A 13239-nucleotide genomic window follows, 5' to 3' on the forward strand; every position below is an offset into this window, starting at 1 on the left:
TAATGACCGGAAGATTGCAACTCAGTGTTCAAGCTCAAGACTTCGACATTGAAGAAGAGTACCGCTACCTGCGAAACAACAACAGCGAAAGCGGAGCAGTGGTTACCTTTCTCGGACAGGTAAGGGATTTCAATCTGGGTGAGGATGTGAGTGAACTGGAGCTTGAACACTACCCCGGCATGACCGAATCCGTGTTACAAAAACTCCTGGAAGAAGCGGACAAACGCTGGGTAATCAATCGGGCAAAAATAATTCACCGCGTCGGTGCCTTAGGCGCCAGCGACAAAATCGTATGGGTTGCGGTAGCTTCTGCCCACCGGGGTGATGCATTCAAAGCCTGTGAATTTCTGATCGACGCCTTGAAAACCCAGGCGCCGTTTTGGAAAAAAGAACGCAGCTCACAAGGAGAACGCTGGCTGGACGCACGTGATAGTGATCAGGATAAAGCCCGGCAATGGATGGCAAACGACGATAGTTAATGGCTACCGATGCGTAACAGATCTTCTTCACCCGCTACGATATTGCCATAAAGCGTTTCATAGTCTTCCCGCCTCTGCTGTCCGAATAGAGGGTCATCAATCGCGGGAAGCTTTTCAGCAATCCAATCCCAGTCGCTGTTATTCAGATGTTGTTCCATTAGCGGGTACACCCATTTGTTTTCTTTCTCGACGTGGTCCGCTTGATTATGGATGTACAACTCAGCTTGAGTGCGCAGGTTTTTCATTGGAACCACACAGCCTTGGGCAATGCTTCGAAGAATCTGCTCCAACTCCAGAGTCTGCTTTTCCATGCGGCCATGATCGCAGATGATTTCCCTCAGCAGATCACTTTCAGGCACTCTCTTCAACAATAAGAGAGAAAACACCTGGTCCTCAATCGGATGATGCCAATACTCTGGATAGGTCTTGATGTACTCAACGATGTCGAGCAGGAGATCCAACCGCTCAGGGCTGATACCTTCGTCACCCAGAGGATTCACAATGGTACGCATACAACGCAGAAGCCGTTGAATATGTCGATGGTCCGAACACAACTGCCGATAAACGGGATGCATGGCTAATCCTCCAGGCTGTTCAAGTTTTTCCGTCGGTGACCGATGCTATATACAACAGGCTTTGACTATCGCCGAAAGCATCAGGGGCGGGATGAAGGAGACTGGGGGCCTTTATCAGCACGTCCACGGGCTTGTTTCAGCTCCCTGTAAAGCCAGACCGCCATCCCTGACCGACTCGATGAAAGCCAGATTATTACTAAATGTGCAAACAGGCGTTGATGTGTATCAACGCTCTGCCAGCCGAAGATCAAGGCTACGCCAATGAACGACGAAAACCTGAAGCAGCTCAAGAACTACTGGTTTGCACTCAAAGCAGCCCTGTATCAGCACTATACGGCTTCTCAGCGACAGATTTTCAAGCAGTTCCGCCTGGGTAGTGGTTTGTTCTTCTTGGGAATGGTGTCGATCTACGGCTGCTATCAGCTACTGGAAGCATCGCTGGGACGGGAAGTCGGTATCCTGATCAGCCTGATGATTGTACTCAGCGGCTTCATGATTGCCATGCTGGCCCAGATCCGCCTCCTGATAGGACGCATCCTGCACTTTATCTACCACTGAGCATGACCTGTTGGCACTGCCTGAGAACGGCCTCTAACACTTCTCCAGAGCGCGATTAATATACAGATCATAGCGGCTGCTTTTACCCATTATCTGGTGATCCGGCTCACAGTCCGCCAAAAAGGGGGCAACTTTCGGGCGTTTTACAACAACTCTGGCCAAAGCCAGCTCCCGTGCGGGTGCGAGTAACTCATCGGCATCCAAATCGCTGCCGACAATGTGATGAAAACTCTGCATTTCCTTTTTGACCTGAGCTGACTTTTTGCGCACCGGAAACATAGGGTCCAAATACACCACATGGGGGCGGAGCACTTCATGTGGGCCGAACACTTCGTCGGGCGAGCCCTCATCAGAGGTTAGTGAACGGAGTAAGAATTCTCGTGCGTCGCACGTCAATAAACGCATACGCGCAATGACTTCAGCAAGCTCAGGATTCGATTCACCTCCCTGATGGGCTCGAAACAGACCATCGCGCAGTAAACCTTGCACGATTTCAGAACGCTCCAGCATCGTCACCTCACACCCCAAGCTTGCCAGCACAAAGCTGTCCTGTCCCAGACCAGCAGTGGCATCCAAAACTCTTGGGCGCAACGCACCTTTCAGACCCACAGCTTTAGCAATCATTTGCCCGGTACCGCCGCCGTAAATTCGACGGTGATTGGCCTTGCCATGACAAAAATCCACGAGAATGCTAACGCCATTGCTCAAATCCAAAAGCTGCAGGCCCTCGCTTTCGAGCAAAAACGCAAAGCCTCGCTCAGGATCCTCACTGAGCCGCTGCTTAAAAAACTGCATTCGGGTTTTATTTTTTTCACGAAAAAGATCACAACGCTCCAACAAAGGAATATCAAATTCCCGCGAAAAAGCTGTCGCTTTTTCTACGAGACCTGAATCAAATACCATGATCCCTTGAAGGTTTTTTTGGGGTGATGCACAAAGCTTGTGCAAATTTTCCTGTGACATAGTTCGTAATTTGTCCAATCTTCCAAACTGCAGCATTCGTTCATCTAACTTTCATAAAACTGTCATTTTTGATGCTTAAGTTAGCAGCTGCCACAAAAAGTAATGAGTTTAAAGTGGAATGCACCAATGCTTTAGCATGGACTATTTCACTGAAAGCCTCCATACACTTCCAGATGTAGATACACACTATGAATGCTTTACGCGCACTGTTTTTCAGTTTTTGCTTTATTGTTTCGTGCAGTTTCAGCCCGACGCTCTTGGCGAATGATCAGTGGGCAGCCATCGGCACGGGGCAACCCCTGTTCACTATGAAAGGCTCCAACACCATCGGTGCCGCCTTAGGGCCCAATCTGGCAAAGCTCTATTTGGAACACAATGGCGTAGAAAACGTACGTATTCTACCGAGTCGGGTTGAAAATGAATATAAAATCGCTGGAGAACTCGATGGCCAGGAGGTTTTTATCGATATCGCCGCACACGGTTCCAGCACAGGCTTTCGAGCCCTGCACAGTGACAGCGCCGACATTGCCATGTCCTCGCGTCCAATTAAAGGGAAAGAAGTCAAAAAGCTGATCGAGCTGGGCGACATGCTGGACCTGAAAGCCGAACATGTTATCGCCATCGACGGTATCGCCGTATTGGTGAATCCGGATAACCCCGTCGAAAAACTGAGTGTTCAACAAATCGCCAAGGTGTTCTCCGGCGAAATCAATGACTGGAGCCAGCTCAGCACTCAATACAGCGGCCCGATTAATATTTACGCGCGCGACAATAATTCAGGCACCTGGGATACCTTTAAAAACCTGGTACTCGGGAAAAAGATCCCGCTTTCGGAATCCGCCAAGCGCTTTGAATCCAACGATCTGCTGTCCGATACCGTGAGTAGTGACCCCAAAGGCATTGGCTTTGTCGGCCTGGCCTCGGTACGGCAAGCAAAACCCCTGTCTGTCTCGGACGATAACACGACAGCCCTGCAACCTTTGCACATGACCGTCGCGACCGAAGATTACCCCCTGGCCCGCCGCCTGCATCTGTATACAGCGCCCTCCAGCAATCGAGAACCGGTTAAGGATTTTCTGGCGTTTGTTCACGGTCGCTCAGGGCAGGAAGTGGTGGAACAAGTTGGCTTTATCTCCCAAAACCCTGTTGCGGTACAAAGCCAGGAAAATCGTGAAGGCCCGAACGAATATCTGGAAATGACACGCAATGGCAAGCGACTGAGCTTGAACTTCCGCTTCAAACCCAGCAGCGCCTCTCTGGATAACAAAGCTCGCCAGGACATTGTTCGACTGAGCCAATTTTTACAGCTCGAAGAAAATCGCAATATGCGTTTGCTCTTGATCGGTTTCGGTGATGAAAAGCAAAGCCAGAGCCGTTCGCATATTTTGTCCAAGCTGCGAGCGTCTGCGGTCAAGTCCGCGCTGCGTCACGAAGGCATCAGTACCCTGCCGGTTGCAGGCTTCGGGGCGTATAAACCCGTCGCCACCAACAGCGGCTCAAAACGCATTAAAAACCGCCGCGTTGAAGTCTGGTTGATTCCCGAGGGAACAGACAGCATCGAGTTGAGCCTGGCGCAACGCTAAACGATGCACAATGCGAGGGGAACGAGGAAATTATATGGACAAAGGCCTAATCAAACAGGCCTTTGATCTCAAGAATTTTTTGTTTTGCTTGCTGCAATATCGCAAGGGAAGTTTCCGGGGAATAGGCTTCCTGAAGAGGCAAATGTTGCACGGCCGGCACATCAGTCAAACGAGCCATCGGCAAGGGAACCCGATTGTTCAAATAACGGTGTAGCTTCGCCACCTGAATCAGATCACATAAATCCGCCGAGCCGTCCTGCTCACGCTGCCAGTTTTCAGCGTCACGTGCGACGTCAATATATTGATCGGCAATTTGCCATTTGCGTAAAATTTCTGCACCCACATCCGCTTTAAAGCGCTTGAGCACCGGATTAATATCATCGTGTTCTTCGAGTAAATCACTGTGGGTTAGAAACAATCCCAGTAAGCCAACCACACCAATATCATGCAGCAAACCCGCCAACAAAGCCTCTTCCGAGGAATAGGATGGCGCAACCAACATCTCGCGAATCACAATGGCAAGCGCTGCCACTTCAAGGCTTTCTATCCAGCTTTCACGCAATTTGGAGCGCAACAGTTTGTTCTCACTGTTGAACAAATCCCTCAGCGCAAAACCCATCACGAGTTGCCTTGTCGCGCCGAGACCCAGACGCACAATCGCGTCGCGAATTGTTTCACAACGCCCTAGAGAGCCGTATAAGGAACTGTTCGCAATGCGCAGTAACTTCGCCGCTATGGCCGGGTCTGTGTTGATCAAATCCGCGACTGAATCAGCGCTGGCCAGATCCGATTCCACCAATTCTCCAATGCGAATTGCAACCTGCGGCAAGCTGGGCAGTTTCAGTTCGTCACTGTCGAGGGCTTGTTGGACTTTCTCCAGTAAATCAGTTTCCTGCTCATCACTTTCATCCACTTCATCAACGCCGTAATCCAATACGCTGGCACAAAGGTAATCCGGTGTGTCGGCAGTGGCTCGGGGGCGTTCATAGTCAAAGGACTTAACCACCAGCATTTCAACAGGCTCGATGGCCGACACCGTGTATTGACGAGGACGCAGCTTGGATACCTGCCGGTAAGCCATAGGGTCTTCCTTATCAAAGACCCGAATTTTTTGATCCGCTGAAACCAGGCGTAAGCTGCCACTCAACAAAAAGTAGTCCAGCTCATCGCGATCACCGGCATGGAACAGGACTTCACCCGAGCGCAGAACCCGGCGTTGACTGTGGTTACTCACAATCGCCAGTTGATCTTCACTCATTGAGTTAAATGGCTCGAACAGCCGCAACTCGGATATTTCAATTTCGTTGGACATATAACTGCTTTTCAGATGCTAACTTCTCACTTATTTAGCGGCCCCAAAGACAATAGCTTAAGCGCAAAAAGAGACCTGCATTTAATATAGACCAGCAATTGATGGTATTCCCGAATTAGAGCCCCTATGATGGGGCATGATTGACTGGACTGGAGTTTCCAATGGCACCTAAAACAACATTTATGCGCGCGACACTGATTCTGGGTCTGTGTACCGGTATCGCAGCTTGTGATGGCTATCGCTTAAGCATCAATGAGCAAGCCATTGGCCCCAAACCAGAGATCTTCAAAGCCTATGACATTCCTGACAAAAATTTGCGTAACTGCGTGAGCCAAAGACTCGAAGATGAAGGCATTCAACACGCCGGGCAACTGGATTATCTTAACTGCAGTCACGAAAAGATCAGCGACCTCACCGGCCTGGCTGTTTTTGTCAGCCTGGCGCAGATTGATTTATCCTCAAACAGCATTAAAGACCCCAGTGAGCTGGGACAGATCAGTCAGCTGAAGCTTGTCAAACTGGGTAACAATCCAGGCCTGGATTGCTCTCGGGTAAACGCCTTACGGCTGCAAAAAGAAATAAAGATTGAAGCTAAGCAGTGCCCTTAAGGGTTCGCTTATTGTGGTGCAAACATGAGCCCGACAACATTGCGATGATGGTGCATCACACGCATGTCTGTGGGCTCACTGTTAATGCTGCCAACCAACTTTTTGAAACGCACCTGTACCACAGTACCAACAGGTGGTAACGGCTGATTTTCAATTAATACAGACGCTCCGCCATCAGAAATATCTCGCGCGAAGCCGATAATTGTACCGAACGCCGGATGAGTAATTTCGACACGAATGGAAGTCGGTTTTCGCTCAAAACGACGGCGATCATCCCCGGTCATAGCATCCCCTGATTTAGCACCTTATTCTGTATTAGTCGCTGCACGCGCAAGGGCCGAACAGCTGCTTTAGCGCGTCCCTTGCTTGGCATTCCACAAAGTATAAGATTTTCTGTCCAGTGAAACCAGATAAAAAGGCTGCTATACAAAACAAAAGCCTTTCTTCAGTTATGCACAGTTTCTGTGGATAAACCTGTTCACTACTTTGGGGTGTTTGTCAGCCCCCTTTAAATATAGGGGGCGTAGAGAGTCTGCGCAAACATTGAACAGACAAATGGAGAGGACAAATAGAAAGGTCTTATTTTTTTACCCACTGGCCATTGGCGGACTGGATATAGTTACCCTTCGCAGTTTTTTCATAGGCACGCTGAGCAAAGCGCTTGGCAACCTGATCCAGTGTGGCGCCGGTTTTACCAACGGTTTGACGAAACTTGTCACGACGTTTGTTGTTTACGCTTTTAACCAGAGCCTGCACATCGGCAGAAGCCGGTTTGACCACGTAACCCAGATACCCATCGCTGCGCTCACCAATGAGGCCTTTGGATTTAGCACCGGCCAGATCGATAGCAAAAGCCTGGGCAGTAAAGGCTGTCAACAATAAAGCCATCAGTATTCTTTTCATGGAATCCCCCTTAGAACAATCCACTATCTTCTTCAAACATTCCATCAAGTTCTTTATCGACCTTGACCTTGATCTCGTGCTCAATTTTCACATTGAGATTAATTTCAATCGGCTTGTCGGGAACCGCTACCTGTACCGTTGGTGTACATGCAGACAGCCCCAAAGCGACAACGAAAACAAACAGGATATTTTTCATTCATTGACCCCATAGAGATGGTGATAATTTCCTTGTAAATAACGATTCACTGCCAGCTGACTCCTTGTTATGCACCGCGTACATCTTACTATAGCGAGTTACTGATCCAGCTTTTCGCTGATCACATCAGTAATAATACGACCGGCTTGTAAACTCTTCATTAAGTTCGGAACGTTATCACTGATGTTCAAATTCAAGTTTACCTGACGACCCTTTTGAAAATCCGGGTTATGGCCTTTCAGCGCAACGGCCATTTGCAGATAACCGCTGTCATCATACTCCACATCGGCTGTCAGATGCTCATATTGATAATTACTTAGTGCTTCAGACACCATTTCCATCAAAGGGTTTCCACTGTCTGCCAAACCCGCATAGCGAATGTACCCTGGCTGGGTAGCCGCCAGCTTTCCCTCTTCGATGTGCAGTTTATTGGCGCGTATCGCCACAGGCAGCTCACCGCTCAAATTGGCGGTGGCATCCAGGCCCGCGTAATCCGCAGCCTTAAGCAAACTTTCCAGCTTTATTGCACGAATATTGACCAGAGCCAACTCACTTTCCCACAGGCCCTCTCGCTGGCTCAACTGCAAACTGGGGCTGTGCACACTCCCATCGAGCAATTCAGCTTTGAAACCCTCGACCGTCAAACCTGCATCGCCTTTAAAACCGAAGGATAAGGCTATGTTTTCAACCGGCAAGCCAACATCAAGGCTGCTCAAGCTCACCTGGCCATCAGCCCTCAAGGCCGCATTGGAAGCGAACGACCAAGTGTTTTCAACGGATAAATCCACAAGGCCAATATCATTGTATACACCGCCAATATTCAGCAAAGCCTGTTGGCCTTTGGCCTGCCACTGGAGCGTCTCGCCCAATTGCCAGGAAATCTCTCCACCGCCGTTGATCTCACCCCCAAGAGCATTAAAATCCAGAGGCCAACGGCCAAATCGTTTTTCCAGACTGCTATCCGGGCTAAATGGGGCCAGCTTCCAACGCCACTCCAGACTGCCATTCCGTTGTTTATCGCCCATACGGTGCAAGCCATTGAAGGCCAACAGAGGTTCAGCAAGATCGCTCAAAACATCGCCGGAAAATTGTAAACCTTCCCCGGCAAGAGAAATTTTCCCCTGGGCCATCGCGCCTCCTAACGCAGTATCCTGGGCACGTACTTTTTGTGCGCTCAGGCGCCACTGAAAATCAAGCGCAATCTCATTGGTGCTCGCGGCCTGAATATTCTCCAGACTGATATCCACTGTTTTAATTTCAGCAACATCATCAAGCGTCAGAGTGTTTGCAACGATGGTCAGTGTGGGTGCCGCCAACTGAATGCTGAGTGAACTGTCGGCCAAGGAAACATCGGCACGAACCTCAGGCAGTGAAAGTGCCAACGTTTCCAGGCCATTTTTTTCGACACGCAGGCCATCCAATTGACCTTGAAACCCTCCAGACCAATTGGTTTTTCGGCCAGCGACATCCAGGCTCAACTCGCCCTGCCATTGCAAACTACGCAATACCGCCTCGGCATCAGGCAAGGAAATAAAGTTGTTCAACGCCGATAGATTAACATCTCGGGAATCACCTGAAACCGATAAAACACAGGGGCTGGATTCAGCGATACAGGCCTGCTTGCCCTGTATTTGAAAACGATGTTCGCCCCAACCTGCCTTGTCCATCTCAAACGCCAGTTCACCCAATTGAACCTGCAGCTGATCATTGCGCCATTCCAGCTGCGCAAGCTCGGGCATATTAGCTGCGAGAGAAAACCGCTCGCCCCCGTATTCCAGTTCAATATGCTGATCGGCAAATGAATGAAGATTGGCTTGAACAGAAAGCAGGTCCAGAGCAGCACTCACACTGAATTGGCCATCTGCATTGATATTGTCGCCTTCAAGATGAATATCCAATGGCAAAGCCTGCATCTCTTTTATGATCGCCAGCAACGCTTTGTTTGACCAATCCGCCTGCCATGTAAAATTCCAGTCTTCATCGGCTGATGCGCTGCTGCCCTCAACACTCACCGTCAGCGCCTGTTGCAATTCCGAATCGAGCTGGAGAGAAAGGTATTCTTCTTGCCAATGAATGTTCAACTCTGTTGAAAACTCGATTGGAGTTTCTGAAAATTCAGGTAACTGACTGCGGCCGGCGATTTTTAGAGTATCGCTGTGTTGATGTTGCCATTGCATATTCCCTTCAAAGACATTCTGTCCCTGCTGAAACCTGATGCTCTGAACGGCCAGGTTAAAGGCCTGAATGTCCCGAAGCGTTTGCAGCTCCTGATAAATGTTTGGCAGAGCGCCAGCGTCCTCTGGCTCGTCAACATTGCTGGTATCCCCCGAGGGTTTTTCAGCGGTAATCGCCAGGGTTTTTACACTGATATCCTCTGGCCACAAAGACCAGGGACGGAAACGCATCGTCAGTTGTTCACCGCGAATCTTGTAGGCCTGCCAGCTCACAAAAAAACTGTTGTTGCTGAGCAGCCAGAATTCATCTTGTTGGGAAAAAGCGACGGGTTCATAACGAAGTTGATGGAGGTCAGGCTGCCAGCGTTGCAACAGGGATGTCGTCCAGTCGCTGCGTTGGTTAACACTGTAGAGAGCGACCAACAAAACAATAACAGCCAGAAACATCAGCAGGCAGAGTACCTTTAGACACGTTCCCAAGAGGCGGTATGGGCGCAAATCTGTGCTCATTCGCATTCCTCGTTTAATCCCTGTTATTGAAAAGCCCGAATTGCGTTTTACCGCATACAGAAAGGTCGTTCAAGCGTGCCAAAGGCGTTAGCTAGATTAGACAACAGTTTTATTTGGATTGCGCAAGCACCGCGGTCAGCTCAGCAGTTGGCGAAGTTTCTGCCGACATGGACACCCAATCAAAGCCTTCATCCTGACTGGCGTACAGAATGTCTTCAAGCTGTTCGCTGACACCCTGAAAAACTTCCTGCACTTTGCTGAGTGCATTGTTTTTTTCACTGATATGGGCAATCACCAATTGCTTAAGGCGATCAAGATCCAGTGATTGCACAAAACGCAATGCCTGCTGATTATTCAGATGCCCCCAGGGGCCACCAACACGATCTTTCAACGACATCGGATACGGCCCCATCGCCAGCATCATGGAATCGTGATTGGCCTCCAGCAATAGGGCATCACAGTTTTGATAGCACTTTTCCACATGGGCACTGACATTCCCCAGATCGGTTAACACCCCCAGACGCATTTCACCGTAGCAGAAAATAAACTGCGCCGGCTCACGAGCATCGTGAGGAACCGCAACCGGTTCGATATGCAAATCACCCACCGTGAAAGCCTGGTAATTTTCAATCAGCTGAAGATCGGGCAACTTGCCCAGATCCCTCGCACGAAAAGTCCCCGGGGTCATATAGGTCGGCAGTTCATAGCGTCGAGCAAAGGCGGGAACACCCTTCAGGTGATCACTGTGCTCATGGGTCACAACGATGGCATCAAGATCTTTGGGAGTCAGTCCAAGAAGGGACAAACGTCGTTCGGTTTCTTTAATGGTGAAGCCGCAGTCCATCAGAACACAGCTATTACCGGCCTGGACAACCGTGGCATTGCCACGGCTTCCACTGCCGAGAGATGCAAACCTCACATCAGCTCCAACATTAGATAAGGTTACGACGAATGTGTTTCAGCAGGTCGCTCGCCTGTTTGCGCGGTAGACGGTGTCCATAGGCATCGCGGATATGCACCTGCAATTCGTCATCCTGACCGGCAATGATCAGCAGATAACCCGGCACCTCTTCCAATTTGCGAGCTTCGTCAGACAGTTCCAGTTTCGGGAACAGTGCCGCAACATCCGCATCCTGCAGTGGCAGATTACTGAGGATTTCATTCAGGGTATAAGGTGACTTGGCTGCAATCTCTTTGGTGACAGGCAACTCAGCCTCTTCGTCATCACTACCAAAGCTAAACAGTCGTGAGAAGAAGCCTTCTTCTTCAGCATCGGCTTTGGTCTGGCCAAAGTTGATGTAGTACACACCGGTGTTGGCATTCTCGTCGTAGCGCACCATGCCTTGCTGAGTCACCGCGTGTCCCAGAGTTGCCCAGGCGCGGGTCAGCCCCAGGGCCATAGTCAGCACAGGCTCGCGATCAATATCGACAATCGCAATTTTGGCGCCGCCGCCAATGGTCTGCGCCAACAGGGAGGTGGCACCGCCGGAGTCTCCCTGGGCCGCAAGATTAGCTGCCAGCTCATCCACCAACCAGGCTTCACGCTCGGCGTTAATGGAGCGCTTGGGCCAGTTCACTTGACCGTCGCCTTTTACTTCGGAAGGCACGCTCAGGTGTAAAATATGAATTTCGGTGCTGTCGGGCTGAACCCCCTGCTCCATCTGAATACGGTAGCGGTCTTTGGTATCGGTGGATTCCTTGAACTGCAACCAGCCCGTTTCAATCACACCGTTAATTGCGTCGGTGTATACCACTCGCAGACCATTACTACCGAGGAAGTGGCGAACCTTGGGCCAGATTTCGCTGGGCGGCAGGCCAGCCAGAATCCATCGGCGATCAGCCAGTTTTTGAATTTTAACGTGCTCACCGAAAGCACTCGCACCCAATGGCAGAGGACGGGGCACCGCAAAATCCAGAGCGGTAATTTCCTCATTATCTTCGGCGTTGACTTTCGCCAGAGGTGGAATCACATACAGTTCCTGAGTCGAGGCTTTATCCACCTGCTCAGGCATTTTCATGGCCGGAATTTCCACCGCTTCCTGGTAGTCCTTCGCCCGATCACGAAACATTCCCTCATCCCCGGTGATGTAACTACAGCCGTTGATAGCTACGATAGCCGCCGCCATTAACAGGGGCTTAAAGGGTCTTGTATACATGATTACCTGCTTATCTTTCATTAGGGGCCTAAAAGGCGCTTATTGTTCTATTCACGTTGTACTGCATTTGAGCTGAAAGTGTTCAGCTCGGAGGCTCCAATCATCGGAGCCACTCCCAAAAACTTACTTTAGAGCACTGAGCGCTTCACGCACCTGAGCGTGGTAACGTTCCGCCAGGTGGGTCATCGGCAAACGCAGACCGTGCTGCATCAAGCCCATTTCGGCCACCGCCCATTTCACTGGAATCGGATTGGATTCCACAAACATAGCCTTGTGCAGGGGCATCAGCTCTTCCTGCAACTTGCGTGCTTCTTCGGTCTGGCCGTTGATGGCCAAATCGCAGAGTTTGGACAGCAAATTCGGGGCAACGTTCGCCGTCACACTGATATCACCATGACCGCCCAACAGCATCAGTTCTACAGCGGTTTCATCATCACCGGAATACACCGCAAAGCCCTCGGGCTTCGCGTCGATGATGGCCTTTGCGCGGTCCATGTCACCGGTGGCTTCTTTAATCCCGACGATGTTATCAATCTCGGCCAGACGCAATGCCGTTTCCGCCAGCATATCAACACCCGTGCGACCTGGAACATTGTACAGGATCTGGTCAATGTCCACGGCCTCTGCAATGTGGCGGTGATGTTGATACAAACCTTCCTGGGTGGGCTTGTTGTAATACGGCGTTACCGACAAACAGGCATCGGCGCCAAGTTCTTTCGCCTGGCTGGTCAGTTCAACGGCTTCTGAGGTGCTGTTCGCGCCAGTTCCTGCAATCACAGGGATACGGCCGGCCACCTGATCAATCACCGCTTTTACCACCGCCATGTGTTCTTTAACCGCCAGGGTTGCAGATTCACCCGTAGTGCCCATCGCCACGATGGCGTTGGTACCCTGCTCGACATGCCATTCCACCAGTTTGGCGAGGCTGTCCCAATCCAAGTTGCCAGCGGCATCCATTGGGGTGACGAGGGCAACCAAACTACCTTGAATCATTCTTTACTCCGGCTACAGAAATGGCAAAGCGGTAATGGTACTGGTGCCCCCGCCTTGGCACAAGACTTGCGACGCTTTGTAGGGGAATTTGTAAGTGCAATTTATGCACAATTTGAGGGGCATGGAGACAATCGCCAAATCCCGAAGGGCGAAACCCTGAATCCAGCTTGCCAAGGGTGCCGGGAAAGCCATTTGCCAACGTAAAAGAAAAGGCGCACAAGGCGCCTTT

At 50.4% G+C, this 13239-nt stretch carries 14 protein-coding genes; 4 read left to right on the top strand and 10 right to left on the bottom strand.

Going from position 1 to position 13239, the window contains the following annotated elements; genetic code table 11:
• Positions 1-2 precede the first annotated feature (2 nt).
• Positions 3-479: a molybdopterin synthase catalytic subunit MoaE gene (gene moaE, locus G8768_RS15175; RefSeq protein ID WP_166845226.1), complete on the top strand. Its 477-nt coding sequence runs from the start codon at positions 3-5 to the stop codon at positions 477-479.
• On the opposite strand, the gene G8768_RS15180 is transcribed toward moaE, so the two are convergent.
• Entirely contained in the window at positions 476-1054 is a 579-nt protein-coding gene (locus G8768_RS15180) for a hemerythrin domain-containing protein (protein ID WP_166845224.1), read from the bottom strand. The genes moaE and G8768_RS15180 overlap by 4 nt on opposite strands.
• Before the next feature lie 261 nt (positions 1055-1315).
• Between G8768_RS15180 and G8768_RS15185 the strand changes: the two genes are divergently transcribed.
• Positions 1316-1612, top strand: a complete 297-nt coding sequence (locus G8768_RS15185; protein WP_166845222.1) for a hypothetical protein — start codon at positions 1316-1318, stop codon at positions 1610-1612.
• A gap of 33 nt (positions 1613-1645) precedes the next feature.
• Here G8768_RS15185 and G8768_RS15190 read toward each other — a convergent pair whose 3' ends face one another.
• Complete coding sequence (locus tag G8768_RS15190; RefSeq protein ID WP_166845220.1) at positions 1646-2575, bottom strand: class I SAM-dependent methyltransferase; 930 nt, start codon at positions 2573-2575, stop codon at positions 1646-1648.
• A 188-nt stretch (positions 2576-2763) separates the two neighbouring features.
• Between G8768_RS15190 and G8768_RS15195 the strand changes: the two genes are divergently transcribed.
• Positions 2764-4158, top strand: a complete 1395-nt coding sequence (locus tag G8768_RS15195) for a substrate-binding domain-containing protein (protein WP_166845218.1) — start codon at positions 2764-2766, stop codon at positions 4156-4158.
• Positions 4159-4204: 46 nt separating this feature from the next.
• Here G8768_RS15195 and G8768_RS15200 read toward each other — a convergent pair whose 3' ends face one another.
• Complete coding sequence (locus G8768_RS15200; protein WP_166845216.1) at positions 4205-5470, bottom strand: HDOD domain-containing protein; 1266 nt, start codon at positions 5468-5470, stop codon at positions 4205-4207.
• A gap of 161 nt (positions 5471-5631) precedes the next feature.
• On the opposite strand from G8768_RS15200, the gene G8768_RS15205 reads away from it, so the two are divergent.
• Positions 5632-6078, top strand: coding sequence for a hypothetical protein (locus G8768_RS15205; RefSeq protein WP_166845214.1), 447 nt, complete (start codon positions 5632-5634; stop codon positions 6076-6078).
• Positions 6079-6086: 8 nt separating this feature from the next.
• On the opposite strand, the gene G8768_RS15210 is transcribed toward G8768_RS15205, so the two are convergent.
• The 7 genes from G8768_RS15210 to dapA all read right to left on the bottom strand — a co-directional run bounded on the left by G8768_RS15210 (position 6087) and on the right by dapA (position 13010).
• On the bottom strand, positions 6087-6362 hold the full coding sequence (locus tag G8768_RS15210; RefSeq protein WP_166845212.1) for a PilZ domain-containing protein: 276 nt from the start codon (positions 6360-6362) through the stop codon (positions 6087-6089).
• Positions 6363-6657: 295 nt separating this feature from the next.
• Complete coding sequence (locus G8768_RS15215) at positions 6658-6981, bottom strand: YdbL family probable chaperone protein (protein WP_166845210.1); 324 nt, start codon at positions 6979-6981, stop codon at positions 6658-6660.
• Positions 6982-6991: 10 nt separating this feature from the next.
• Positions 6992-7177: a YnbE family lipoprotein gene (locus G8768_RS15220; RefSeq protein ID WP_166845207.1), complete on the bottom strand. Its 186-nt coding sequence runs from the start codon at positions 7175-7177 to the stop codon at positions 6992-6994.
• 98 nt (positions 7178-7275) lie between these two features.
• On the bottom strand, positions 7276-9861 hold the full coding sequence (locus tag G8768_RS15225; protein WP_166845205.1) for an intermembrane phospholipid transport protein YdbH family protein: 2586 nt from the start codon (positions 9859-9861) through the stop codon (positions 7276-7278).
• Between the two features lie 109 nt (positions 9862-9970).
• Entirely contained in the window at positions 9971-10780 is an 810-nt protein-coding gene (locus tag G8768_RS15230; RefSeq protein WP_166845203.1) for an MBL fold metallo-hydrolase, read from the bottom strand.
• Positions 10781-10793: 13 nt separating this feature from the next.
• A complete protein-coding gene (gene bamC / locus G8768_RS15235) occupies positions 10794-12017 on the bottom strand; it encodes an outer membrane protein assembly factor BamC (protein ID WP_166845200.1) in 1224 nt (407 codons plus the stop codon).
• 123 nt (positions 12018-12140) lie between these two features.
• Positions 12141-13010: a 4-hydroxy-tetrahydrodipicolinate synthase gene (gene dapA, locus G8768_RS15240; RefSeq protein ID WP_166845198.1), complete on the bottom strand. Its 870-nt coding sequence runs from the start codon at positions 13008-13010 to the stop codon at positions 12141-12143.
• Positions 13011-13239 lie beyond the last annotated feature (229 nt).

The sequence above is a fragment of the Pseudoteredinibacter isoporae genome (genome assembly GCF_011602085.1).
GTDB classification, from domain to species: Bacteria; Pseudomonadota; Gammaproteobacteria; order Pseudomonadales; family Cellvibrionaceae; genus Pseudoteredinibacter; species Pseudoteredinibacter isoporae.